21 protein-coding genes and 1 pseudogene are annotated in these 25708 nt (G+C 63.2%); 6 read left to right on the plus strand and 16 right to left on the minus strand.

Features of this window, described 5'->3' with window-relative positions; genetic code table 11:
- Positions 1–37: 37 nt before the first annotated feature.
- Together AWB80_RS24835 and sugE are read right to left on the minus strand one after the other, a co-directional pair.
- Positions 38–667 carry a DUF4126 domain-containing protein gene (locus AWB80_RS24835; RefSeq protein ID WP_061177304.1) on the minus strand — a complete coding sequence of 210 codons (630 nt, stop codon included), beginning with the start codon at positions 665–667 and terminating at the stop codon, positions 38–40.
- Between the two features lie 251 nt (positions 668–918).
- Complete coding sequence (sugE, locus tag AWB80_RS24840; protein ID WP_061177305.1) at positions 919–1239, minus strand: quaternary ammonium compound efflux SMR transporter SugE; 321 nt, start codon at positions 1237–1239, stop codon at positions 919–921.
- Between the two features lie 243 nt (positions 1240–1482).
- Between sugE and AWB80_RS24845 the strand changes: the two genes are divergently transcribed.
- Both AWB80_RS24845 and cydB read left to right on the plus strand, forming a co-directional pair.
- Positions 1483–2937 carry a cytochrome ubiquinol oxidase subunit I gene (locus AWB80_RS24845; protein ID WP_061177306.1) on the plus strand — a complete coding sequence of 485 codons (1455 nt, stop codon included), beginning with the start codon at positions 1483–1485 and terminating at the stop codon, positions 2935–2937.
- Between the two features lie 30 nt (positions 2938–2967).
- On the plus strand, positions 2968–3972 hold the full coding sequence (gene cydB, locus AWB80_RS24850) for a cytochrome d ubiquinol oxidase subunit II (RefSeq protein WP_061177307.1): 1005 nt from the start codon (positions 2968–2970) through the stop codon (positions 3970–3972).
- A 6-nt stretch (positions 3973–3978) separates the two neighbouring features.
- Here cydB and AWB80_RS24855 read toward each other — a convergent pair whose 3' ends face one another.
- Genes AWB80_RS24855 through AWB80_RS24865 form a run of 3 tightly spaced genes read right to left on the minus strand, consistent with a single transcriptional unit; the run spans position 3979 to position 6395 of the window.
- Positions 3979–4461 carry a hypothetical protein gene (locus AWB80_RS24855; protein ID WP_061177308.1) on the minus strand — a complete coding sequence of 161 codons (483 nt, stop codon included), beginning with the start codon at positions 4459–4461 and terminating at the stop codon, positions 3979–3981.
- 30 nt (positions 4462–4491) lie between these two features.
- Complete coding sequence (locus AWB80_RS24860; RefSeq protein ID WP_061177309.1) at positions 4492–5055, minus strand: peroxiredoxin; 564 nt, start codon at positions 5053–5055, stop codon at positions 4492–4494.
- 44 nt (positions 5056–5099) lie between these two features.
- A complete protein-coding gene (locus tag AWB80_RS24865; protein ID WP_061177310.1) occupies positions 5100–6395 on the minus strand; it encodes an EAL and HDOD domain-containing protein in 1296 nt (431 codons plus the stop codon).
- Between the two features lie 449 nt (positions 6396–6844).
- Here AWB80_RS24865 and AWB80_RS24870 point away from each other — a divergent pair, with 449 nt between their 5' ends.
- Both AWB80_RS24870 and AWB80_RS24875 read left to right on the plus strand, forming a co-directional pair.
- Positions 6845–8716 (plus strand): putative bifunctional diguanylate cyclase/phosphodiesterase, encoded by a 1872-nt coding sequence (locus tag AWB80_RS24870; RefSeq protein ID WP_061177311.1) that lies wholly within the window; start codon positions 6845–6847, stop codon positions 8714–8716.
- Positions 8717–8877: 161 nt separating this feature from the next.
- Positions 8878–10350 (plus strand): HDOD domain-containing protein, encoded by a 1473-nt coding sequence (locus AWB80_RS24875; protein ID WP_061177312.1) that lies wholly within the window; start codon positions 8878–8880, stop codon positions 10348–10350.
- Positions 10351–10379: 29 nt separating this feature from the next.
- On the opposite strand, the gene AWB80_RS24880 is transcribed toward AWB80_RS24875, so the two are convergent.
- Both AWB80_RS24880 and AWB80_RS24885 read right to left on the minus strand, forming a co-directional pair.
- Positions 10380–10823 carry a hypothetical protein gene (locus AWB80_RS24880; protein ID WP_061177313.1) on the minus strand — a complete coding sequence of 148 codons (444 nt, stop codon included), beginning with the start codon at positions 10821–10823 and terminating at the stop codon, positions 10380–10382.
- Positions 10824–10980: 157 nt separating this feature from the next.
- The gene (locus AWB80_RS24885) at positions 10981–12648 is read right to left on the minus strand and encodes a methyl-accepting chemotaxis protein (protein ID WP_061177314.1); all 1668 of its coding nucleotides are present in this window, start codon (positions 12646–12648) and stop codon (positions 10981–10983) included.
- 339 nt (positions 12649–12987) lie between these two features.
- On the opposite strand from AWB80_RS24885, the gene AWB80_RS24890 reads away from it, so the two are divergent.
- The gene (locus AWB80_RS24890; protein ID WP_061177315.1) at positions 12988–14253 is read left to right on the plus strand and encodes an MFS transporter; all 1266 of its coding nucleotides are present in this window, start codon (positions 12988–12990) and stop codon (positions 14251–14253) included.
- Positions 14254–14328: 75 nt separating this feature from the next.
- On the opposite strand, the gene AWB80_RS24895 is transcribed toward AWB80_RS24890, so the two are convergent.
- The 9 genes and pseudogenes from AWB80_RS24895 to AWB80_RS24935 form a co-directional block, all read right to left on the minus strand.
- Complete coding sequence (locus tag AWB80_RS24895) at positions 14329–14763, minus strand: STY0301 family protein (RefSeq protein ID WP_425266879.1); 435 nt, start codon at positions 14761–14763, stop codon at positions 14329–14331.
- 10 nt (positions 14764–14773) lie between these two features.
- A complete protein-coding gene (locus AWB80_RS45600) occupies positions 14774–15076 on the minus strand; it encodes an STY0301 family protein (protein ID WP_425266880.1) in 303 nt (100 codons plus the stop codon).
- A 140-nt stretch (positions 15077–15216) separates the two neighbouring features.
- Positions 15217–15606, minus strand: a complete 390-nt coding sequence (locus AWB80_RS24900; protein WP_061177317.1) for a BPSL0067 family protein — start codon at positions 15604–15606, stop codon at positions 15217–15219.
- 234 nt (positions 15607–15840) lie between these two features.
- A pseudogene (locus tag AWB80_RS24905) lies at positions 15841–17898 on the minus strand (propionate--CoA ligase); the annotation flags it as partial.
- Positions 17832–18272 (minus strand): hypothetical protein, encoded by a 441-nt coding sequence (locus AWB80_RS24910; protein ID WP_087131583.1) that lies wholly within the window; start codon positions 18270–18272, stop codon positions 17832–17834. The gene AWB80_RS24910 and the pseudogene AWB80_RS24905, both read right to left, overlap by 67 nt.
- Positions 18273–18301: 29 nt before the next feature.
- The gene (locus AWB80_RS24915) at positions 18302–18577 is read right to left on the minus strand and encodes a hypothetical protein (RefSeq protein ID WP_061177320.1); all 276 of its coding nucleotides are present in this window, start codon (positions 18575–18577) and stop codon (positions 18302–18304) included.
- 145 nt (positions 18578–18722) lie between these two features.
- Positions 18723–19475, minus strand: a complete 753-nt coding sequence (locus AWB80_RS24920; protein ID WP_061177321.1) for a 5'-methylthioadenosine/adenosylhomocysteine nucleosidase — start codon at positions 19473–19475, stop codon at positions 18723–18725.
- The gene (locus AWB80_RS24925) at positions 19472–21838 is read right to left on the minus strand and encodes a UvrD-helicase domain-containing protein (RefSeq protein ID WP_061177322.1); all 2367 of its coding nucleotides are present in this window, start codon (positions 21836–21838) and stop codon (positions 19472–19474) included. The genes AWB80_RS24920 and AWB80_RS24925 overlap by 4 nt, the downstream gene beginning before the upstream one ends.
- 199 nt (positions 21839–22037) lie before the next feature.
- Positions 22038–25487 carry a COG3415 family protein gene (locus AWB80_RS24935; protein WP_061177324.1) on the minus strand — a complete coding sequence of 1150 codons (3450 nt, stop codon included), beginning with the start codon at positions 25485–25487 and terminating at the stop codon, positions 22038–22040.
- A 37-nt stretch (positions 25488–25524) separates the two neighbouring features.
- Here AWB80_RS24935 and AWB80_RS43470 point away from each other — a divergent pair.
- A partial coding sequence (locus AWB80_RS43470) for a hypothetical protein (RefSeq protein ID WP_160147473.1) occupies positions 25525–25708 on the plus strand: 184 nt, incomplete at its 3' end.

Consider the following 25708-nt stretch of genomic DNA (forward strand, 5'->3'; position numbering starts at 1 on the left):
GCCTTGATTGCAGCCTGATCGTTCCTGAATGCCGTGCTCAATCGTGCTTGCTCCGCAACCGGTTCATGCGCGCGTAAGTGCCCGGCAGCATGTGCTTGGCCATGCGCGACACGCCGCCGTGCACACCGCGCGCGAGCCGCGGCAACGCCCAGCCCGCGAGCACGAGAAACACCAGCACGAGCACGAGAAACAGCAGCGGCACGAACAGCGCGAGCGTGATGCCCGCGAGCACGCCGACATCCTCGGTCGCCGACGCCGCCCAGTTCGATACCGGTTCCGGCGACAGATTGATGAGCGCGCGCGTGCCCGCCTTCGCGAAGTGCGATGCGCCGGCGAGCGTGCCGCCCGCGAGCGCGGCGATGGTGAGCATGGCGGGATCGGCGTGGCCGAGCGAGCCGGCCGCGAGCACGGCGCCCGCCGGAATGCGGATGAAGGTGTGGACCGCGTCCCACAACGAATCGACGGCGGGAATCTTGTCGGCGAGAAATTCGACGACCGCAAGCACCGCCGCGACGCCGATCACCCACGGCGAGCCGAGCACCGCGAGCGAATCCGGCAGATGGACGACGCCCATGCGCTGGAACATGCCGGCGAGGAACACGGTGAGGTACAGGCGCAGCCCGCTCGCCCATGACAGGCCCGCAGCGAGCGAAAGTGACTCAAGCATTGCCGCCTCCCTTATTGCGCCAGCCGCCGGATTTCGCCGCTTGCGGACGATTCACCGGATGAAAAGAGCGGTCTTTCCAGAAAATGCCGAGAAAAGCCGCCCACATCCATGAAGATACATCGAAAACCGCTGAATATAGGAATCGGACCAAAGACCGGATGACTTCAGACCATTATATCCACGCCAATACGCGCGGCGCAGCAACGGATTCAGCGAATGCCGATTCCGGCGTGCCGGTGCAACGGACGCTTTCAGTGGCCCGACGAGATCTTCAGTCCGACGAGGCCCGCGACGATCAGCACCGCGCTGAAAATCCGCGCCGCCGACAGCGCCTCGCCGATGAACACGATACCGAACACGAACGCGCCGACCGCGCCGATGCCCGTCCACACGGCGTAGGCCGTGCCGAGCGGCAACTGGCGCATGGCCATCGCGAGCAGCACGAAACTGCCGATCGCGGTGATCAGCGTGAAGATCGACGGACCGAGCCGGGTAAAGCCTTCGGAGGATTTGAGACCGGCGGCCCATGCCACTTCCAGCACACCGGCGATGAAGAGAAGAATCCAGGACATCGTGCGACTCCCTATGAAAATGGGGCCGTCCCCGATGAAACGAGGCGCATGCGGTCGTCCGCATGGCCTATGACTTGAGGAGAAATTGTATCAAATTGGTGCATCGACGTCCGGCGAGTGCGGCGTCGCGTCACGTGGCGCGTGGCCGCGTTTTTGAAAACCGTGTATTAAAGAGAAAAGCGCCCGCACGCGGCGCATCCCTTCGACATATCCGCTGCAAGAAGCCTGAACAAAGGAGCGTTCATGGATGTCGATTCGGTCCTGCTCTCCCGCTTCCAGTTCGCGTGGGTCGTTGCGTTTCACATTCTGCTGCCGGCTTTCACGGTCGGCCTGTCGTGCTACATCGCGACGCTCGAGTTCAACTGGTGGATCACCAAACGCGACGTCTACCGCCGCCTGTCCGCGTTCTGGCTGAAGATTTTCGCGGTTTCGTTCGGCATGGGCGTGGTGTCGGGCATCGTCATGCCCTTTCAGTTCGGCACCAACTGGAGCCGCTTCTCCGATGCCACCGCGAACGTCGTCGGCCCGCTGATGGGCTACGAAGTGCTGACCGCGTTCTTCCTCGAATCGGCGTTTCTCGGCGTGCTGCTGTTCGGGCGCAAGCTCGTGCCGCAGTGGGCGCACGTGATGTCCGCGATTTTCGTCGCGGCGGGCACGGTGATTTCATCGTTCTGGATTCTCGCCGTCAATAGCTGGATGCAGACGCCGCAGGGGCATCGCATGCTGCCCGACGGCCGTTTCGAAGTGGTGAGCTTCTTCGACGTGATCTTCACGCCGTCGTTTCCCTACCGGCTCGGACACACGGTGAGTGCGTTTCTCGTGACGGCGGGCTTCGTCATTCTCGGCATCGGCGCGATGTATCTGCGCGAGCGGCGCGCGCTCGAGGAAAGCCGCGTGATGGTGAAGATGTCGCTGATCTTTCTCATCATCATGGTGCCGGTGCAGATGGTGATCGGCGACGCGCACGGCCTCAACACGCTCAAGCATCAGCCCGCCAAGCTCGCCGCGATGGAAGGCCTGTGGGAATCCGGCACGCGCATCCCGGCCAATCTCTTTTCGATTCCCGATCAGGACGAAGAGCGCAACCACTTCGAGATTTCGATTCCGGTGCTCGGCAGCCTGTATCTGACGCACGATCCGAACGGCTTCGTGCGCGGACTGAAGGACTTTCCGCGCGAAGACCGGCCGCCGGTGGCCGTCGTGTTCTTCGCGTTCCACATCATGGTCGGCGTCGCGCTGCTGATGTTCGCGCTCGTGCTGTGGGGCATCGTGCAGTTCGCGCGCGGCAGAATCGAGACGAGCACGCGCTGGCTGCGCGCGGCCACCTGGGCGATGCCGCTCGGCTTCATCGCCGTGATCGCCGGCTGGACGACCACCGAAGCCGGCCGCCAGCCGTGGACTGTCTACGGCATCCTGCGCACCAAGGATTCGGTGACGCCCTCGCTCACCGCCGCCGATGTCGGCCTGTCGTGGCTGCTCTACGTGCTCGCGTATCTCGTGATCTTCGGCGCGGGTTTCTTTCTGCTGCGGCGGCTGGTGCGCGTCGGGCCGGCCGAAGTCGCGCACGCGCACGAGCAGGAAGAACTCGACACGAAGTCCCGCGCGGCGCGCCCGCTCTCGGCGGTATCGGCGGGCGCGAGCGCTACGCGATCCGTGAACGGGGACGATATCGTGCCCCCGGGGCGCGGGCGCCCTTAACGTCGATCAACGTCGACAACGGAGAACGCGATGCTCGATCTCGTGCCGCTGTGGGCCGCCATTCTCGCGCTGGCGGTGTTCATGTATGTGCTGCTCGACGGCTTCGATCTCGGCGTCGGCATGATGTTCCTGCTGCGCCGCGACGCCGACTCACGCAATTTGATGATCAACTCCGTCGCGCCGGTCTGGGACTTCAACGAGACCTGGCTCATTCTCGGCGGCGGCGGCCTGTTCGCGGTGTTTCCGCTCGCGTTCGCGATCATCGTGCCGGCGGTTTACTTCCCGATTCTCTTCATGCTGCTCGGGCTCATTTTTCGCGGCGTCGCGTTCGAGTTTCGCGAGGTGATCGGTGCGCGCAAGTGGCTGTGGGACGCCGCGTTCGGCTGCGGCTCGCTCGTCGCGACGTTCTCGCAGGGCATCGTGCTCGGCATGTTCATCCAGGGCTTCCCAATCGAAGGCCGTGTCTACGTGGGCACGAGCTGGAACTGGGTCGCGCCGTTTCCGCTGCTGGTCGGCGTGGGCCTGATTTTCGGCTACGCGCTGCAGGGCACGACGTGGCTCGTGCTCAAGACCGAAGGCGAACTGCAGCAATGGAGCCGCACCATGGCGCGCCTGGCGCTGCTCGGCGTGATCGCGTTCATTCTGCTCATCAGCCTGTGGACGCCGCTCAAGGATGCGCGCATCGCGGCGCGCTGGTTCGGCTTTCCGCAGAGCTTTCTGTTTGCGCCGGTGCCCGTTCTGACCGTGCTGCTCGCGTGGACGCTATGGTCGAGTCTCGCGAAGGGCCGCGAGGTGTTGCCGTTCCTGTGCTCGATCGGGCTGTTTTTTCTTGCGTTCACGGGGCTGGTGATCAGCCTTTGGCCGTTCATCGCGCCGCCCTCGGTGACGCTGTGGGATGCGTCGGCCGCGCCGCTATCGCATCAGTTTCTGTTGATCGGCACGATGTTTCTCTTGCCCGTGCTCGTGATCTATGTGATCTGGTCGTATTGGGTGTTTCGCGGCAAGGTGCGGGGGGATATCGGCTATCACGCCTGAAGCACGTCAAAGCTTCTGCTGCGTCGCCAGCGACAAAATCCGCGCCCACTTGTGCGCCTCCCCACGATCGCGCATCGGCAGCTTCCACTCGCCGTGCTTGGCGTCCTGCACATCGAGCACGACCTGCCACGCGCCATCCGCCGCAGCCGGCTCCTGCACGCGCGCCCCGCGCAGGTCCGCAAAAATATAGCTGCCGCGCTCATCGCCGATGCGCACATCGCACAGACGCTTGCCCGCCGCGACCCGCACGCCGCCCCAGTCGGTCCTGAGCTCGTGGGTCCAGTCGCCGTTCTCGCCACGCCGCAGGTTCGGCGCGATCTCACGCCGGCTCGCGAGCCAGCGCATCACGGCCGCGGCGATCGCGAGCAGCGCCACGATCGCCGCGCCCACCGCCACGCCCAGACCGAAATGCGCATGAAGCGTGTTGAACGACCACACGGCGCCATAGATCAGCAACGCCAGAAGGACAAATGCGATGACGATGGGCATGGCCGCCTCACCCGATCGAAATGACGCGCATCACTGCGCCTTGTGCTTCGCGTTCCAGTCGCGCAGCGCCTGCAGCGTGTTCGCGACATGCTGGTCCGGCGACAGGCTCGTGTACTCGTAGATGACCTTGCCGTCCGGCGCGATCACGTAGGACACGCGATTGGCCATCGTGCTTTTCATCGGCATGGAGGCGTCGTAGGAACGGATGATCTTCGAGTCCTGATCGGCCGCGACCGGGAACTTGCTGCGGCACTCGCTCACGGAGAACTTCTTCAGCGTATCGATGTTGTCGTGCGACACGCCGATGACCGTCGCGCCCTCGGCCTTGTACTGATCGACCGCTTCGGCGAATTCGTGCGCCTCGATCGTGCAGCCCTTCGTGAACGCCGCCGGATAGAAGTACAGGACGACGGGCCCTTTCTTCAACGCATCCGCGAGCGAGTAGTCGTACACGTTGCCGCCGAGCGACGCCTGCGCGGTGAACTCGGGCGCGGCATCGCCGGGCTTGAGCGTCGCGCCCGCCGTGAGCGGAAGTATCGCTGCCGCGATCGCCAGCACGCCACCCGCCGTCAAGCTCGAAATCCTGTTCTTCATGCGCGCTCCTCTTCGATGACTTCGTTCGTTGCGCAGCCGTCGCGTTACGCGTCGTCCGCACTCTGATCCATGCGATGCTGGGCGAACCACGCCGCCGCATCGAACTGCAGTTTCGCCAGCACGGCGGGCGTGAGCACGTCGAGCGACGGCTGCGCGTGACGGCTCGCGTCGATGGCCGGCGCATCGCCCCGCTCCGCCGCCCGCGCGATGCCGAGCAGCGCGCCGAGCGGCCCCTCGCCCGTGAGGATCGCCGTGCGGATTTCCGCCGCCAGATGCAGCTTATCGAGAATTTCCGCCGGCTGCATGTCGAGCACGACATGCACGAGCGAGAAGATGCCGGTCATGAACGCTGCATCGGAAAAGGCTTCGTCGGCAGGACGCAGCGTTTCGGCCGCAAGCTCCAGAAAGCGCGCGCGCGTGCCGACGAGCTGCAGCAGCGGGTCGGAGCGCCACGGCAGGCCGCTGCCGTCCGCGTAGAGCAGCAGTTGCGCCCAGCGCATCAACTGGCGCGTGCCGGTCGCCGCGATCGCCTCGCGCAGCGACGATACGCGCCGCCCGCGCGTCTGCGCGCTCGAATTGGCGAGGCGCATCAATTGCACGACGATATCCGGATTGCGCTTGAGCTCCGCTTCCAGCTCGCGCATGCCCGGCTCGCCCGCGAGCACGGCCATCAGGCGCAAGAGCGAGCCGCGCGCCGGACTCGCGCGCCGCGCCGACAGCACCTGCGGCCGCGCGAAGAAATAGCCCTGAAAAAGATCGAAGCCGAGATCCTTCGCCTTCGCGAAATCGTCGGTGGTTTCGACTTTTTCGGCCACGAGCAACTTGCCGCGCCGCTTCACCGCCGCCGCGAGCGCCGGCAGATGGTCGTGATCCGCCGCGAGAAAATCGACCTTGACGATATCCACCGAGGGCAACGCGGCGAGCAGTGCATCGTCGAGGCGCACGACGTCGTCGAGCGCGAAGCGAAAGCCCGCGTTGCGCAGTTGCGCGCAGCGTTTGAAAAGCGCTTCGTCGAAGGTGATGTTTTCCAGCAGCTCCAGCACGAAACGCTCGGGCTGCATGATGTGGACGATGTCGTCGAACAGCAGCTCGCGGCTCATGTTCACGTAGCCCGGGTGCGGTCCGAGCACCGCCGGCACGCCGATCTCTCCCACCGTGCGCGCGACGACATGCGCGGTCGCCTGCACGTCGTCGTGGATGCGCGCGCGATTGTCGGGGCTGTCGCGAAACAGCAGTTCGTAGGCGACGAGCGCGCCGTCGCCGTCGAGAATCGGCTGGCGCCCGACGTAGACGCTCGGTCCGCGCTTCGCTTGCGCCGCGCGCTTCATGGAGTGGGGCATGACGGGAACCTGTCGGAGGCGCGCCGCGGCGCGTCCTGGCGATGCAAGTATGCCGGCTCGAGGGCCCTGGCTGTGGCGCAGGCCGGCAACGTAATGGATTCGATCATGGGGCGAACGAGTCGGACGGAATCGGAAGGTCGAGGGGCGGCGAATGCATCGTTCGGCAAAAGCGTGGACCGTTCCGCTGAAAACGCGCCACTGTAACCGAATTTGCCAGTCGACATCATACGCATCTCCTATCGACAATTCCTGGACACCGTTATTCCTGTGATGGATCCGTTGTAACCCGGATGCCTGGTTAAAGAATTCGCCCCATACGCCGATAACTCGCCTGATAGAGCGTGCCGCGACCGTTTCGGCACGTCCCGGCCGGAACCCGCGAGCTGCGAGTTCCGCGCGCCGCCGTTTGCCCGACCCGGCGAGCGCTGCCGCTAGAACCCTACGAGACCATGCAAGCGAATCGGATCAACGTCTCCCGCCGCGCACCGTGGCGCATCGCGCTCGATGCGCTTGCGCGCGCGTGCGGAAGCGCCGCGCGCGAGCCGCACGAGCGCGCGCTCGACGCGCGTCCCGACGCCGCCGACGCGCCTTCTGCGCCGCCCGACGCTCCCGCGCCGGATGCGCCCGTTCGCGCCGGCGTGCCCGAAGCCATGCTCGGCGCGGTCGACTTTCTCGCGCAGCTCGACGACGCGCTGCGCTTTCAGTATGTGTCGGATGCGAGCATCGAGTTCATCGGCTATCACCGCGACTATCTGAGCATGCTGACGCTGCACGATCTCGTGGCGTCGGAAGAGGCCGACGAACTGCACGCGCTCGTCGCCCGGGCGCGCGCGAGCGGCAAGCTCGAATCGGCGACGCTGACCGTCGTGAAGTCGCTGACCTATCCGATCTGCGTCGAGCTAAGGCTCGTGTCGACCGCCGCGCGCGGCACGCCCGGCTTCGCGCTCGCGGCCTTCGACGTGATGCACTGGCGCGAGCGCGAAGCATCGCTCACGCACACGCTCAATCACGACGCGCTCACCGGCCTCGACAATCTCGTCTCGCTCAAGGACGCGATCAGCGCCGCGCAGGCCGAAGCCGAGCTCACGCGCACGCACGCGGGGCTGGTGCTGCTCGACATCGACGATTATCAGCGCATCAACCGCGCGCTCGGCTACGACGCCGGCGACGAACTGCTGCGCGAAACCGCGCGCCGCATCCAGCACACGGCGGGGCACGGCGAGCGCGTTGCGCGCGTGGCCGGCGACGAGTTCGCGGTGCTGCTGCCCGCCGGCAGCACGCCGGAACTCGCCGAGAGTCTCGGGCGGCGTCTTTTGACCGCGATCGCCCAGCCGTACCGGCATCGCGGGCAGCATACGCATCTGTCCGCGAGCGTGGGCGTCGCGCTCTATCCGGATCAGTCCGGCAAGAACGCCAAGAGCGGCGCGCACACGAGTCTCCTGCGCATGGCCGATCACGCGCTCGCGCAGGCGAAGGAAGCGGGCGGCAACGCGCTCGTCTTCCACACGATCGACGACAATCCCGCCGACGCCGAGCGTCTGAAGCTCGAAGCGGACCTGTACGAAGCCGTGCGCAACGGCGAGTTCTCGCTCTTCTTCCAGCCGATCACGAAGATCCGCACGGGCGCGGTGGTCGGCGTGGAAGCGCTGATGCGCTGGAACCATCCGGTGCACGGCCTGGTGCCGCCGTCGACCTTCATTCCGCTCGCGGAGTCGATCGGTCTCATCAACTATCTGGGCAACTGGGTGCTGAAGGCGGCGTGCATGCAGATCACGCAGTGGGACGCGATCGGCATCCGGCTCGATTACATCTCGGTCAACGTCTCACCGCAGCAATTCCGCGACAAGCGCTTCACCGCGGCGGTCAAGGAAGCGCTCGCGCTGACTGGCATCGACGCGCGGCGGCTCGTGTTCGAGATCACCGAAAGCCTGCTGATGCACGATCCGGAAGAAGCCACGCGCCTGCTCGAAGCGCTGACGTCGATCGGCATCCGCTTCGCCGTCGACGATTTCGGCACCGGCTATTCGAGCCTCGCTTATTTACAACGTTTTCCGCTGTCGAAGCTCAAGATCGACCGCAGCTTTGTCGAGAACCTGATTACGTCCCGCAACAACCGTGCGATCGTGAGCGCGGTCGTCGGGCTCGCGCAGTCGCTCGGGCTGGAGCTGGTCGCTGAAGGCGTCGAAACCGAGGCGCAGCGCGACTTGCTCGCCGATCTCGGCTGCGATCACATTCAGGGCTGGCTCATCAGTCATGCATTGCCTTCGGACGAGCTGGCGCGCTCGTTCCAGTCGAACTCGCTCGTGCTGCACGAGACATGATGCGCGGACCGTGGTTTGTGTTCGTATTATGTTCGTGTTCTGATCGAGGAACGCGCCGTAACTCCCTAATAACGTGTACATTTCGTTGGCGGGGTGGATTGAATTTGCTGGACCGCCTCGGGTTAGCCGTCGCGTAACGAGCAGGGTTTCTACTTTTAGCAATGGCACGCACCAAGGCCGAACTACTGGACAAGTTGTGGTCGCGCATGAGCGAGCGCGGGGATTTCCCCATGCTCTCCCAGGCGCTGCGCACGACCGTGTCCGCGATGAGCGATGACGACCTCGACTTCACGTCCCTCGTGCAAGTCGTGCTGTCGGATGTCGGCCTCACGCACAAGGTGCTGCGTCTCGCCAATTCGGCGATGTACATCGCGTTCGGCGGCAACATCACCACCGTCACGCGCGCGTTGATGGTGCTCGGCATGGATGCAGTCGGCCATCTCGTGGTCGGGCTGAAGCTGGTCGATCACTTCCATCAGAGCGCGCCGCGCCGCATCGACGCAAAGCTCGAACTGAACCGCACCCTGCTTTCGGGCGCGGTCGCGCGTCAGCTCACCGAGCACAAGGATCTGCGCTCCGCCGAGGAAGCCGTCGTCTGCACGCTGATGCGGCAGATCGGCAAGCTGCTGGTCGCGTTCTATCTGGAGCACGAATGGGATCAGTTGCGGCGCAAGGCGGCGTCGGAGAACATTCCGGACAGCGTCGCGTGCGCGGCGCTGCTCGGCGTCACCTTCGATGAAATCGGCCTGGAGGCGGCGGATCGCTGGCGCCTGCCCGAGACGATTCGCGAAGGCATGCGCGCGACCGACCCGAACGCGCCCGTCGACGAAACCGTGCCGAAGCACGTGCGCTGGCTGCGCGCCATCTCCAACTATTCGACCGAAGTCGCCGATGCGCTCACCGCGCAGAACATGGCAGCGGACGGCCGCGAGTCGATGCTGTTCGATATCGCCCATCGCTACAGCGGTGCGCTCAACACCGACGCGGACACGCTCGCGTCGATGAGCCTCGCGCTCGCCAGCGAGGAATCGAGCGAGGGCGTGATCCGCGAGATTTCCGAACTCCAGGCGAACGCCGACGCCATGGCGCGCGCGAATGTATCGGCGCAGGCGCGCATCGGCGCGAGCGTGGAAGACCTGCGGGCGTTGCCGTCGAAGAATGCGCTCGCGCCGGCGCTTGCGCTCGCCTCGGAATCGATTCTCGGCAGTCTGCATCTGTCGCGCACCGTGGTGTTCATGCGCCAGGCCAACAACGAGTTTCACGCGCGTCTCGGCCTCGGCGCGGGCGTCGAACCGATGCTGGAGCAACTGCGCTTCTCCGCCGAATTCCGCCCGGACGTATTTCATCTCGCGATCACCAATCCGGTCGGCATCTTCATCGAGAACGCGCGCGACGCGCGCATCGACGCACGCCTGCCGCGCTGGTACAAGGACACGCTCGGCGAGGCGCAGGCGTTCGTGCTGCTGCCGGTGAAATCGAACGATTCGACCGTCGCGCTGATCTACGGCGACTGGACCTCGCCGCAACACGTGCGCAAGATCTCGGCGGCCGAGATGAGCGCGCTGAACGAGCTCACGAAGGAGCTGAGCCGTTTTTTTCTTAGCGCGAACTGGAAGGAAGTCGAGCTGATCTGACCGGCTTCCTTCTTGCGCGCAATCCTTATCTATTCCCGCTTCAGAATCGCCACGGCCTGCTCGCCGTATCGCACGATATAGCCGCCGTGAGCGCGCTGCCAGTCGAGCGCTTGCGCCTCGCTCGCAAACCAGTTCTTTTCGAAATCGTTGAATGCGCCCGCGTCGAGCCGGTAACGGTCGATGATCGCGCTCGCCTTTCCATCGATATCGGACTTGCAGGCGTCCCAGTTCGCGTAGCCGAGTTCGGCGGCGAGCATCGCAAGCAGATGCTTCAGTTGGAGGTCGTCGCGGATCGCGTGCAGATCGGCGAGACGTTGCGCGCGCGTGATTTTCGCCGCGAGCAGACGGCGCAGGACGGGCATCGACGCGCTCGTGTCGCCGTCGCGGGCGTGACGAAGCAGGCGCCGCGCGTGTTCGCGCAGATAGTCGCTATTGGAAACGGAAGAAGAAATCGGACAGGATGTAGACCACATGACGTTGTTCCTTTGTCGTGCCGTTCTCGCTGCGGCTATAAAGGTTCGACGTTGCGGTTCGATCCAGAGATGATGCAATGCGCGGCAGGTGCGTAAGACTTTCGCGAGACCGGGCGCCCTGCCGCGCCCGACCGCGATTCTATCCCGATGTCCCGCGTCAGGCCAACTGGAATTTCCCCACCAGCGATTTCAGCGCGCGCGCCTGATCGTCGAGCGATTGCGCGGCGGCCGCCGCCTCCTCGACGAGCGCGGCGTTCTGCTGCGTGTTCGCGTCCATCTTCGTGACGGCCTCGCCGATCGATTCGATGCCCGTCTTCTGCTCCGCCGACGCCGCCGAGATTTCGCCCATGATGTCGGTGACGCGGCGCACGGCCTTGACGACTTCCTCCATCGTCGCGCCGGCTTCCTGCGCGTAGGTCGAGCCGTCGGACACACGCGACACCGACGTATCGATCAGGCCTTTGATCTCCTTCGCCGCCGCCGACGAGCGCTGCGCGAGACTGCGCACCTCGCCCGCGACGACCGCGAAGCCGCGGCCCTGCTCGCCCGCGCGCGCCGCCTCGACCGCCGCGTTGAGCGCGAGAATGTTGGTCTGGAACGCGATGCCTTCGATCACGCCGATGATGTCGCCGATGCTTTTCGCGCTCGCATCGATGCGCTGCATCGTCTCGACGACACGGCCCACGACCGCGCCGCCCTTCTCCGCGATCTCCGACGCATTCGCGGCGAGCGTGCTCGCCTGCTGGGCGTTGTCGGCATTCTGGCGCACGGTGGACGTGAGCTGCTCCATGCTGGCCGCGGTTTTCTCGAGCGCGACCGCCTGCTCTTCGGTACGGCGCGACAGGTCGACGTTGCCCGTCGAAATCTCGCTCGATGCGGACGCGATCGCCTCCGCGCTCGCCGCGATATCGCCGACGGTCGACGACAGGCCCGCCTGCATTTCGGCGAGCGCGTGCAGCATGCTGGCGTCGTCGCGGCGCTTGAGACTGATGCGGTTCGCGAGATCGCCCGACGCGATGCGGCGCGCGATGTCCTTCGCATAGCCCGGCTCGCCGCCGAGCTGTCCGGCGAGACGCCGCACGACCCACTCGGACACGACGATCGCGAGCGCGAACAACGCGAGCGTCAGCGCCGACACCATCACGAACGACGACTGGAAGATGAACGCGGCGGAATCGATAGTGGCCTTCGCGGCCGCGCCGCGTCGCGCGACGAGTTCGTCGACCATCTTTTCCAGCTTGCCGGTTTCGACCAGCAGCGACACGTCCTGCGTGCCGACTTGCCAGTTCATCTGCGAGAGATCGAGCGGCTGCTCCTTCACGAGCTTCACGAAGGTGCGCAGGTTGCCGCTCCAGGTCGCGAGCGCGGTCGAGAAGCGCTTTTGCTGCGCGAGCGCGTCCTGATCCGCGTGATCGATGTATTGCGCGAGCTGCGCCTGTTCGCGGCCGATATCCGCGAGCGCCTGCTCGACCTGCGCGCCGAGATCGTCGCGCTCTTTCGCGGTCGTCGCGGTGAGCAGCATTTTTTGCGAGCGGCTCGCGCGCAGCAGATAGCCGCGCGTTTCCTCCGCCGCGCGGCTCGCGACGTAGCCCTGCGTGTAGATGGATTCGGTCGCGCCGTTCAGGCGGCTGATCTGCGTGAGCGATATCGCGCCGATGACGAGCGTCCCCGCGAGCACGAGCCCGAACGCCAGTCTCAACGATGACTTCACGGACAGCGTGCGCTTCGTGGCTACGCCCCCGCGCGCGTGTTCTTCAGTCGACGCGGCTTCGGCATGCGCCACAAAACCCGCGTCCTTGGCGCCGCGTAGCGAAAACAGTTTCATCGATCGATCCCCGATTTGATCTGTGGACTTTGCCGTCGTGCGGCGCGCCCCTGGTCTGGTTCCCACCGGGAGTACGGCAGGATTTGCGGCTTTCTTGAGCCTTTTTAATGGGAAGCGAACAGACGTTCGCTCACCGCGTTTTTTATAACCGGCCAAAAATCGTCGTGTCAGACGAAATGATGGCCCACGCGCGGTGCATCCTGTCCGATTCGCGACGATCCTTGGCATGACAACGCAACGAGGACAGCCTAAACTTGTCAGAAATTCAGTCCACGCATAAATCGCCGGATTGAAAAAGCAGAAATCCGAGACAAATTCCGCGTTCAACAGCACATCACTATGCAAACGAGCATCGACAAGGGCGCTTTGTCGCCTTCCGGCGCATCGGCCGGCGCTTCCGCCGCGAATCCCGCGAATCCCGCGAGCACGGGCACGCAACGCACCGTTTATTCCGTTCTGGGCGCGATCAGTTTCTCGCACCTTTTGAACGACATGATCCAGTCGCTGATTCTCGCGATCTATCCGATGTTCAAGAGCGAGTTCGCGCTCTCGTTCGGGCAGATCGGCCTGATTACGCTGACGTATCAGATCACGGCGTCGCTATTGCAGCCGCTGGTCGGGTTGTACACGGACAAGCATCCGAAGCCTTATTCGCTTCCGGTCGGCATGGGCTTCACGTTGTCGGGTCTCCTGCTGATGTCGATCGCGGGCAACTTCGGCACGCTGCTCATCGCGGCGGCGCTGGTCGGCTGCGGATCGTCGGTGTTTCATCCGGAATCGTCGCGGGTCGCGCGCATGGCTTCGGGCGGCAAGCATGGTCTCGCGCAGTCGCTGTTTCAGGTGGGCGGCAACGCGGGATCGTCGCTCGGGCCGCTGCTCGCCGCGCTGATCGTGATTCCGCACGGGCAGAAGAGCATCGCGTGGTTTTCGGCGGCGGCGCTCGTGGCGATGTTCGTGCTGGCGAACATCGGCCGCTGGTACAAGCGTCATCCGGCAACGAAGAAGGGCCGCGCGCAGGTCGCGCACGCGACGCTGCCGCGCAACAAGGTGATGATGGCGATGAGCGTGCTGGTGCTGCTCGTGTTCTCGAAGTATTTCTATCTTGCGAGCATCACGAGTTACTTCACGTTTTATCTGATCAGCAAGTTCGGGTTGTCGGTGCAGGCCGCGCAGATTCATCTGTTCGTGTTCCTTGCGGCGGTGGCGGCGGGCACGATCATCGGCGGGCCGGTCGGCGACAAGGTTGGGCGCAAGGCGGTGATCTGGGTGTCGATTCTCGGCGTCGCGCCATTCACGCTCCTGATGCCTTACGCGAATCTGTTCTGGACGGGCGTGTTGTCGGTGATCATCGGGCTCGTGCTGGCGTCGGCGTTCTCGGCGATTCTGGTTTATGCGCAGGAATTGATTCCGGGCAAGGTCGGGATGGTCGCGGGACTGTTCTTCGGCTTCGCGTTCGGGATGGGCGGCGTCGGGGCGGCGGTGCTCGGTCATGTTGCCGATGCGACCAGCATCGATTATGTGTACAAGGTTTGTGCGTTCCTGCCGTTGCTGGGCGTGCTGGCGGTTTTGTTGCCGAAGACGCATGAGGCGGGGGTGAAGGGGTAATCGCCCCCTACTCGTCTCGTCCGCCCGCCATGAAAGCTGAAGCATGGCGGGCGTTTTCGTTTTCAGGCGGGCGGTTCAGTGACAAACCGTGACGACCTTCCAGCCTTCTTCGGGAATCGGCTCCTTCGCGATGCACTTGGATATTCCCTTGGGCAGTTCCTGCGCCAGCGCGACCGGCACGGTTCCGTTCACGCAGGAAAGCCATATTCCCTTTTCGCTGTCTGCCGGAATGAACGGCCAATTGAAGGTTTGGCGGCCCTTCACCCGATAGATTTGCGGCTTAAGGACCATGCCTTCTTCTGGCGGTCCGACATTTATTCCAACGCCCCAGACAGGGACTGACGTATTCGTTTGCGACGGTCGCCAGCCTTCTGGCATGTTCTTGACGACGACCGGTTCCATGTCTATCCGAGCGGGACATTGAATTTCGACTGCCATTGCGAGACATGGAGCAGTCAGGGCGCAAAGGCAAACCGCCATGCGTATGGTGCGTGGCAAAAAATCGATCATATGCGTCTATTCATCGACATGAAGTCACCCAACTGAAACGCCCGTCCTGAGAACTCGCTTCAACGGCACTGCATCGGGTTATTCCCTCGGGCAAACGCTGAGAGAGTGCGATGGAGTTTCCGTATCCGCACGACAGCCAGATACCCTTCACGTGATCGGCCGGGACATAGTCCCACGAAAACGTCTTGCGCTTCTTGGTGATTCTGATGTCCGGCTTTAGATCGCCAAGTTCTTCGCGAGGCCCGAAGGACATCGACACGCCTTCGTTCGACAGTTGCGTCAATCGCTGCGACGCGCCAGCCTCCGGGCTCATCGGTCACGATAGCCGGCTGCATATTAATGCGCGCGGGACAGCGAATATCGATTGCCAAGCACACCGCAGGGGCCAACAGGCACGCAAGACATGCCGCGATACGTTGCAGACTGATGGTCAACTGAGTCATCTCCCTCGTCTCATTCAATGATCGAAAAGGCGTCGGCATTGTTGCTGGGATTCACGTATTCGCCATTCTTATGCTTTCCTCTCATAGGAATGGGTCGCGACGATATTTTTGGCTTGTCCTTATCGTTGGCCCATTGATCCATTACCCAGATGCAACACGCATCGCGACGCAGGAACAAAGCCGCATGATTGCCGTGTGCGTGACTTTGGTATTTCCCATTGACGAACGTTGCGATTGCGGTACCGACCGGAATGTGAACGGCGTCCAGAACACGTTCTCCTTCTCGCCATTTCGACGTTGCCGGAGCGCCGGCATAATGTTTGACGAGATCGACGCACTGATGGGATCCGACCATCGTCTCGTTTTCGAGCTCGGCGACATCGGCGTAGCGATATGACATGAATTGATCCTCATATTAATCTGGAATCCAGATCATATTCCGGCCGCTACTGCCAAAATGTTTGCCTGCAAATCAATTCCTCCACTCCTTGCGAACAATCAATGCCAATCCACGCGCACATTCTGCTCAATGTCACCGACAAAACTCATTCGTCAATGATTCAAAGCCCAGACGCAAAAACGGCGGCATCGCACCCGCGATACCGCCGTCTCTCCGACATCAGCCCGTGAAACCCTACTTCGCTCCCAACGCCTCCCTCACCTGCATCAACGCGCTCGGATCCTCGATCGTCGGCAGTTCCCCCGGATCGCGTCCTTCCGCCAGCGCGGCGATCGCCCGTCGCAGCAGCTTCCCCGAACGGGTCTTCGGCAACATCGTCACGAAATGCACGCTGGCCGGCCGCGCGATCGCTCCGAGCTGCGAATCCACCGCGTGACACAACTCCGCCACCATCCCCTCGCGCGCGCCCGGCGCGTTGATGCGGTCCGCATCCCTTAGCACCACGAACGCCGCTGCGGCCTGTCCCTTCACCGAATCCGCGATACCGACTACCGCCACCTCCGCCACCGCCGGATGCGCCGACAACGCCTCCTCGATCTCACGCGTCCCGAGCCGATGCCCCGCCACATTGATCACATCGTCCGTGCGGCCGAGAATCGACACATAGCCGTCTTCATCCTGCACGCCCCAGTCGAACGTCGAATAGACGGTGCGATTCGGCACGCTCTTCCAGTACGTATCGGCGAAGCGGCTGTCATCGCCCCAGACGGTCTGCATGCAGCCCGGCGGCAACGGATAGTCGAGCGTGACGACGCCCTTCTCGCCCGGCGCGCACTCGTCGCCGGTCGCCTCGTTGCGCAGCCTGAGATCGAAGCCCATCGACGGCACGCCAGGCGAACCGAGCTTCGATGGCAATTCCTCGATGCCGCGCGGAATCGCGATCATCGGCCAGCCGGTTTCCGTCTGCCAGTAATTGTCGATGACGGGTTTCCTCAACGCGCTCTGGATCCACTGCGCGGTCGGCTCGTCGAGCGGCTCACCCGCGAGAAACAGCGTGCGCAGGCTCGACAGATCGTATTTCTCCATCAGCGCCGGGTCCTGCTTCTTGAGCACGCGGATCGCCGTCGGCGCGGTGAACATCAGATTGATCTTGTATTGCTCGACGAGCCGCCACCAGATACCGCCATCGGGACGAATCGGCGTGCCTTCGTACATCACGGTCGTCAGGCCCGCGATCAACGGCGCGTAGATGATGTAGCTGTGCCCCACGACCCAGCCCACATCCGACGCGGTGAACATCGTATCGCCCGGCGCGCCTTGAAAGATATGCTCCATCGATGCGGCCAGCGCCACCGCATAACCGCCGACGTCGCGCTGCACGCCCTTCGGCCTGCCTGTGGTGCCAGAGGTATAGAGAATGTACGAAGGCTCGTTCGATTCGAGCCATTCGCAGGGCACGTGAGCATCGAAAAACTGCTCGCGCAGCGGCTCGTACGCGACGAGATAATTCGCCTGCAAACGTTCGGGCGCGAGTTGCCGGTCGATCAGCAGCACCTGCGGCACCTTGTATTCGGCGCGCGACAGCGCTTCGTCGACGAGCGGCGTGTAGTCGATCACCTTGCCCGCGCGCGCGCCCGCATCGGCGGTGACGATGAGCGCGGGCGCGGCGTCATCGATGCGCGCCGCCAGATTCGGCGCCGCGAAGCCGCCGAACACGACCGAATGAATCGCGCCGATGCGCGCGCACGCGAGCATCGCGAAAAGCGCCTCGGGGATCATCGGCAGATAGATGAGCACGCGGTCGCCCTTCTTCACATGCAGCGAACGCATGACGGCGGCCATGCGGTTCACTTCCGCATGCAGCTCGGCGTAGGTGTAGCGGCGCTCGATGCCCGTTTCCGTCGATATATAAACGAGCGCGTCCTGTTGCGCGCGCGAGGCGAGATGCCGGTCCACCGCGTTATGGCACAGGTTGGTCCTGCCGCCGGTGAACCAGCGCGCGAACGGCGGCCTGCTGCGGTCGAGCACCTGATCGAACGGCGTCTGCCAGTGGATGCGGCGGGCCTGCTCGGCCCAGAACGCTTCAGGCTCTTCGATCGACCGGCGGTACGCTTCTCGGTAAGTCGGCATGCGCGTCGTCCTCTGCAAAGCAGCGTGGCTTGGCTCCACAGGATAGAGCAGCCACGAAGCCCCTGCTAGACAGGGCGCGCCCTGATCGGTCCTACTCAGACAGCTTGCGTGCGCGCGGCGGGCCGCGTATCCGACCCAGTGTGCTTCAGCAGCACCGGCGCGAGTTCGCCCGCCACCCGCATGCTCGACACGACGACCGTGCGTACGCCGCTGCCCTCGGTCAGCGCGCGCAGCGTTTCGCGCGTCGTCGCACGCGCCTCGATGCGCGGCTCGATCACGATGAGCCCGCGACAGTACGCAGCGAGCATCGCGCGATGCGTGCGCAACCACGCGGCGCGCAGACGCGCGTCGTCGGCGGTTTCGTTTTCGTCGTGTTCGGCCACCAGCACGAACGGCGTCGCGAGCGACACGAGGCGGCGCATCTGCGCACTCCACGCAAACGCGTAGCCCGGCTTCACGGCGCGCGGACGCAACCGCACGAGCGGAAAGCGGCTCACGTCGAAGAAACGCTCGTCGAGCGCGAGCGAGGAAGACATCACGGCTTTCGAAGTGGAATCGGCGGCATTCACAGCGGTTTCGGGCTCCAGTAATTCAGCGCGGCGACGAGCGACGGCCAGCGGGAACGCCGCGGCACGACGCGTTTTTTCGGTTGCAACGCGCGCGGCGGACGGCGTGTCGCCTCCTTCGGCGCCTGCGCGGTCGCCTCGCTCCAAGCGTGGCGTGTCGTTTCGATCACCTTCGCGGCGTTCGCCGATATAGCGCAACGCTCACCCCGCGTGGCTTTCCCGCTCACCGGGCGCTCCGCGCTCGCCGTACCGATGGCGGTGAATTCGTCGGTCATGTCGTCGGGCCTCCCGTTGTGCCCAAAATTCGTGCTTAACGTTGTGCGAGTCATTGTATTGAGAATCATTCTCAACTACAAGCGGGATTTTCGACACACGGAGACACTGCGGGAAAGCCCTGCCCGCGCGGGATTCAGGGATGAATCAGCCGGCGGCGCGCAGAAAGCGCGACAAAATGCCCGACGAGTAAGTCGCGGCGATGGACGTGAGGAATTCGGCGAAGGACGCAGGCGCGGCGGCGTCGGCCGTATCGGAGATGGTGCGAACGACCGCGCACGGCACGTCGTGTTCGTAGCAGACCTGCGCGATGGCCGCGCCTTCCATTTCGACCGCGAGCGCGTCCGGCAGCGCGTCGCGCAACGCGAACAGTCCTTCGTGACTCGCGATGAAGCGATCGCCGCTCACGATCATCCCGCGATGCACGCGCGGCGCGGCCACGGCGAAACGCTCCGACAACGCGGCGCCTTCCTGCGCGATGAACGCATCGGCGGCGGCGGCGAGTGCGTCGGACAGCGCGCGGTCGGCGTCGAAACGCGCGCGGTCGAGCAGCGGCACCTCGTAGCGCGGAAAGAGCGGCGACGCATCGAGATCGTGCTGCATCAAGGTATCGGCGATGACGACATCGCCGACTTGCACGTCCGCGCGCACGCCGCCCGCGACGCCGGTGAAGACGATCGCATCGGCATCGAACACGTGGATCAGCGCGCTCGCAGTCGCGGCCGCCGCCACCTTGCCGATGCGCGCCAGCGTGACGACCGCCGGCCGGCCGTACGCGTCGCCGACGTAGTATTCGCGCCGCCCGAGCGTGACCGTGCGAACCTCGCCCGCCGCCCGCATCTGCGCGATGAGATCGCCCAGTTCCTGCGGCAGCGCCGCCATGATGCCGAGCCGCGTCATTCGACGGCCTGCAGCTTCGCGACCGCCAGCGCGAGCCACTTCTCGCCGTGGCGCTTGAAGCGCACCTGCGCGCGCGCATCGCCGCCGGAGCCTTCGAGCGCGGTCACGGTGCCTTCGCCGAACTTGGTGTGGAACACGGCCTGGCCGACCTTGAAGCCGGATTCCGCCGCGCGCTGCTCGTTCGCGAACGCGGGCAGCGTCGCGCTCGGCTGATCACGCGCGAAGGACGAACCGCCGCGCTCCTGTCCGGGCCGCGCGAACCAGTCGCGGCCCCAGCCGGCGTTGTCCGCGCGTCCGCCCCAGCGCGCGCCCGGCTCGACCTTCGGCGTGAGCCACTTGAGCGAGCCTTCGGGCAATTCATCGAAGAAGCGCGAGCGGATGTTGTAGCGCGTCTGGCCGTGCAGCATGCGGCTTTGCGCGAACGACAGATAGAGCCGCTCCTTCGCGCGCGTGATCGCCACATAGGCGAGCCGCCGCTCTTCTTCCAGCCCGTCGGTTTCCTGCGCGCTGTTCTCGTGCGGAAACAGGCCCTCTTCCAGCCCGGTGATGAACACCGCCGTGAATTCGAGCCCCTTCGCCGCGTGCACGGTCATCAGCTGCACGGCGTCCTGCCCGGCCTGCGCCTGGTTGTCGCCCGCTTCAAGCGATGCATGCGACAGGAAACCGGCGAGCGGCGTCATGGTGTCGGGATTCTGCGCGGGATCGGCGATACCGGGCGCGTCGAGGACTTCGATCTCGCCGTCCTCGCTCACCGCCGCGATTTCCGGCGCGGCGGTCGCGCCCGGACGCAGCGGGATCGAGCGCGCGGGCGTATCGAGGCCGTAGCCTTCCTCGCTCACGAACGCCGCCGCCGCGTTCACGAGTTCCTGCAAGTTCTCCAGACGATCCTGACCTTCGCGTTCGGTCTCGTAGAACGCGGCGAGACCGCTCGCGCGCACCACATATTCGACCGTCTCCGGCAGGCTCATCTGCTGCGTTTCAGCGCGCATCTTCGCGATGAGCGTCGCGAACGCGCCGAGGCTCGTGCCCGCCTTGCCGGTGACGTACGGCACGGCCGCTGCCATCGAACAGTTATAGAGACGCGCCGAGTCGGCGACTTGCTCGATGGACCGCGCACCGATGCCGCGCGTCGGAAAATTGACGACGCGCGCGAACGCGGTGTCGTCGTTCGGGTTGTCGATCAGGCGCAGATATGCGAGCGCGTGCTTCACTTCCTGCCGCTCGAAGAAGCGCAGCCCGCCATACACGCGATACGGAATGCCCGCGTTCACGAGCGTATGTTCGATGGTCCGCGACTGCGCGTTGCTGCGATAAAGCACCGCGACCTCGCCGCGCGACAGACCGGTATTGATGAGCGCCTTGATTTCCTCGACGATCCAGCCCGCTTCCTGCGAATCCGTCGCGGCCTCGTAGACGCGCACCGGCTCGCCGTGGCCCGCGTCGGTGCGCAGATTCTTGCCGAGCCGCCGCGAGTTGTTCGCGATCAGGTAGTTCGCCGTGTCGAGAATATGGCCGTGCGAGCGGTAGTTCTGCTCCAGCTTGATGAGATTGCGCACGCGGAATTCGCGCTCGAAATCGTGCATGTTGCCGACGTTCGCGCCGCGAAACGCGTAGATCGACTGGTCGTCGTCGCCGACCGCGAAGATCGCGTTGTGCTCGCCCGCGAGCAGCTTGAGCCACGCGTATTGCAGCTTGTTGGTGTCCTGAAACTCGTCGACGAGAATATTGCGAAAGCGCGCCTGATAATGCGCGCGCAGCGGCGGATTGTGCGCGAGCAATTCATGACAGCGCAGCAGCAGTTCCGGAAAATCGACGACGCCTTCGCGCTGGCATTGCTGGTCGTACGCGTCGTACAGCTCGACGAACTTGCGGTTGAACGCGTCGGTGGCGTCGACGTCCTTCGGACGCAGGCCCTGCTCCTTCGCGTTGTTGATGAAGTACTGCAGGTTCTTCGCGGGATACTTTTCGTCGTCGACATTCAGGCCCTTCATCAGACGCTTGATGGCCGAAAGCTGATCGGCCGTATCGAGGATCTGGAAGGTCTGCGGCAGGCCCGCGTCGCGGTAATGCGCGCGCAGCATGCGGTTGCACAGACCGTGAAAGGTGCCGATCCACATGCCGCGCGTGTCGATAGGCAGGAGCGCGGAGAGACGCGCCATCATCTCGCGCGCGGCCTTGTTCGTGAAGGTGACGGCCAGCACGGTCGGCGGTGACGCGTAACCCTGCTGGATCAGCCACGCGATGCGCGTGATGAGCACGCGGGTCTTGCCGCTGCCGGCGCCCGCGAGAATGAGCGCGGGCTCGTTCGGCAGCGTCACGGCGGCGAGTTGTTCGGGATTCAGGTTGGCGAGCAAATCAGGCATTTTCTGGAGAGGCTACGGATCGTTTCGCATTATAGGCTCCGCCGGCAGAAGGCATTACGCGACGCCAAACGCCGCGCGAGATCCCTTTCAGATGGCGCGACGCCACGATGAATCCGCCGAAAGTCGTCAGCAGGCCGGCCGCAAACGCGGCGAGTTGGCCGGTATTCGCGACCTCCTCGCTCAGGCAGCCAATCATAGTTCAACGGCTTCGCAGCACGGATTCCACGACTTCCACTGGTATCTCGAACAGATCGGCGATGAAACCCGAACTCAGCTGATCTCGTCGCGAAAGCCCTCGGATCTCGTCCCTGTCCTGATCGGTCAGAGGCGTGAGCGCCGGAATAGTGGACGGCCTGCCAGCGGGCGCAGGTGCCGCTGAAGTCGACGGGACGGGCGTATCATCCGTCGGCGAGGTATATGGAAGATCGTCTTCAGACAACCTCTCGATTGCTGCGCGATCGACATTGAGTTTTTGCGCGATAGTTTCCAGAGGTTGCCCTTCCCCCATTGCGCGTATCGCTTGCTTCTCCTGCTCCAACGTGAGCGGTCGAACCCATTCGAAGTCCGTGCCGTGGCTCGCCGTTGATGAAGAGGGACCGGCCACGGGAGAACCTTGGCGCGTAACAATAGAGCCCATCTCGTACTCGTGCTCAACGACCGCCACCGTCGATTCTGGCAAGCCGGTGCCTCTCGCCAGTTCTCCGGTCGTGAAAGTGTGGTCCTGATCGCTGAGCGCCCGCACGAGATCCCGCAACTGTTGCGGCATAACCGAGTCCATGGTTTTCGCGGAAAATTCGTTCGCAAGGCTACGCGCCCTCCAGCGCGAGATACCCAGCTTCTCGGCAACTTCCTCTCTCGTATAGCCCTTTCCGAACATGTCCATGGCAAGGGCCACATTTTCACTGCCAGTATGAATGTCATGCGTGCCCCGCGGCACGCCCTCATTCAGGCGATCGAGATAGGGCCGGCCGATGCCTAGCGTATCCGCAACGGTCTCCGGGGCCTCGCCTTGACTCAAGAGCTCGACAGCCAACGAATCTCTTGCGAACCGTTGCTGGTTCGCGAGTCCACGTACAGTGTCTACAGGCAGACCCATTTCCCTGGCGACATCCCGAGCGTTCCGCCCCTGATCCAGTAGCGAAAGCGTGGCCGTCCGCTTGACTGGGGTCGTGTCCCACCACGACCTTTTATACGTATCCAAATTGACATTGGCGTAGATATCCTCGATTTTTTTCTGAGAAAGACCAACTGTCTCAGCGACATTCTGTGCCGACAGCCCCTGATTTCTCAATTCGAATATGCGGTCCATTTGCTCCTCTGTCACAGGGCGCCTGGACACCGGCACTTCAATTTTCCGTGAAATTCGCCATACGGTGGACGCTGAAACACCATTGGCTTGAGCGACTTCGCGGGCGGGCACACCGCCCTGTATTTGCGCGATGATGTCCGTCTCCATCGCGGGCGTTACTTTACGACTACGCAGAGTAGCAGCGGGGGACAAATGCAATTCCCTCCTTAGATTAATCACCGAGGCGCGCGATATTCCCACCCGGGTTGCAATCTGAACGTCTGAATATTTTCGTTCTTCGAAAAGTTGTTGCACTTGCGCGCGAATTTCGGGGGTGATCTTGGCTCGACTCACCGCCTTTCTCGCGGGAGTAATATCGTTGTCTTTCGCGATTTTACTGACAGCAGCACGAGAAATTTCCAGTCTTTCCGCTATTTCGGCGCGTGTCAGGTTTCCTTCTCTCAGAAGTCCCACGGCCTCCTCCTTCAATGCAGGGGTGAGGGGGAGACTGCGGAGCGAACCCGGCGCCGACAAACCAATATTTTCTTCTTCTGCGATTTTCACAACTGAGGGTCGCGATATTCCCAGTTCTTCGGCGATAGCTAGCCTCGACATGTTTCCTTCGTTTAACAAATTAATGACTTTCTGTCGCACTTCTTGACTAATTTTCCTGACGCCGCCCCGTAGCCCGACGTCGCTGTGCAGTCCCCAGGTGTTGGTCGCTTCATCTAACCGAACCGGAAATTGCGGTCTGTAACGATTCTCTTTATCGAACACTCGCCAGGTGGAGTTGTCGTTGTCGAAGCGAACGTGGTACGCCTTGCCTCCCAACTCGATAAACCTGTCGCCTTTGGCGTCCTCCAGGACGCCGGGACGGCTACCCTGATGCAGGCTGGCGAGATTCACGTCTTTATCAGCGTAAGTGACAAGTGACCCATGAGGAGAGTCGAGGCCTATCGCTTGGTGCGCAAGCACGCTGGTGGGATCCGCCAGCGGCCCCGCTTCTGCTAACGCCTTTTTCTTCAACGCTTCCGCGGCCGCCTGGGCTTGCGTGCTCATGACCGAACTGTCAGCCGCTTCCTTGACCATTCGTTCAACCGAATCGTCGACAAGGCCTTTCCCTGCAACGCGCACTCCCGCGCCAGCCACGTCATCCAATTCCGCGGCTTTCGCCGATGCCGCCACCGCTTCTGCCGCACGGCTCGTCAGTTTGCCAATGCCAGCGCCAGTGAGCGCCCCAAGTATCATTCCGCCGAATTCGATTCCCGTGCGAACATTATCGGGCAATGTCGAAGGTATGAGGTCAGCCAGCGGCCCAATAGGCGATAGTTCAAACAGGACACGCATGACGCCCTCCAATACCTGCGTCGCCTGCCTTCTCGCTTTTGCTTCGGGTGTGATGGAGTAATTCTTTTCACCGGCGTCCCGCAGTACATTGGTGTACTGATCGCTGAGATCGCGGACGTAATCGGGACCGACGAGCGGGGGGTCCTTTAGAATGTCTGTGTATTTTTTGGGTCCGCTGACTGCCTCTGCGTTCAACGGCTTGCTCACCTGAGCATGCCAGGCATAGAGTTCGTTGCGCAAAGGCTCCGAATCGCGCATGCGCTGCGTGAAAGCCAGAACGGTTCTGTCTTTAAGATCGTCGTGCCCCGGGTTGATCTGAAAGAGCTGGCGGCCGACCAGTTCATACCGTTTTGCCGGGTCGGTCTGAGCTCGAGCCTCCTGCAAAATGCGGTCGACTTCTTTATTGGCCTCCTCCCATCGCCCTCCGTCCAACATGCCAACAATGCTCAATGAGAAATTGATCTTTCCTTGTATTGAGCTCTTTAATTCCACGGCTTTCGACAGTATCGCCTTGCGCTCGGTTGCGTTGGGTGCATCGAGAAAATCTTCGCGATACCGCTCGAGCGTGTCGACGCGCTGCCGATCAAATTTGTTCATATAACCTTCGCCCATCGGAGCATTGAAAATTCCGAGCGTTCGGTCAACGGGATCATTGATCACCCGAGCATGTTGATTTCGGATGGCGCGTTCCATCCCGGAGAACTGCTTTTCTATTTCGATGCGATTTTCGCTGTCCTTTTCAAGTCGGTAAGATGTGTTCAATACCGCGAGCGCGCCGCTATAAAATTCGCGTTCGCTCATGGGGAGATCGGCAAGCATTCCCTGCACTTCGACCTGCCTCTGCTCGTACCGAATCACCTCCGGCGGATAGCCGGTCATCGCTTGAGGCAACTGACCTTCCATCTTTTTTGCGATGCGCTGATTGCTGTCGGCATTCTGGCTAACAAAGCCGTCACGCGTATCAAATTCTTTATTTAGTTCCTTGAACTCCTCTATTGTCGCGCCGGATAGCATGTGCGTGCTCGCTTGTGCTCCCGCAGCCGTCTGAGTCGTGCTGAGGGGATTCGACGCGTTGCGGGCGCTGGGGACACTAGGCGCGACCGGCGCGCCGCGGGCGGAGGTCGTGTTCGGCGTGTTCGGCGTGTTCGGCGTGTTCGACGTGTTCGACGTGTTCGACGTGTTCGACGTGTTCGACGTGTTCGACGTGTTCGACGTGTTCGACGTGTTCGACGTGT

The organism is Caballeronia pedi (assembly GCF_001544915.2).
Lineage (GTDB): Bacteria > Pseudomonadota > Gammaproteobacteria > Burkholderiales > Burkholderiaceae > Caballeronia > Caballeronia pedi.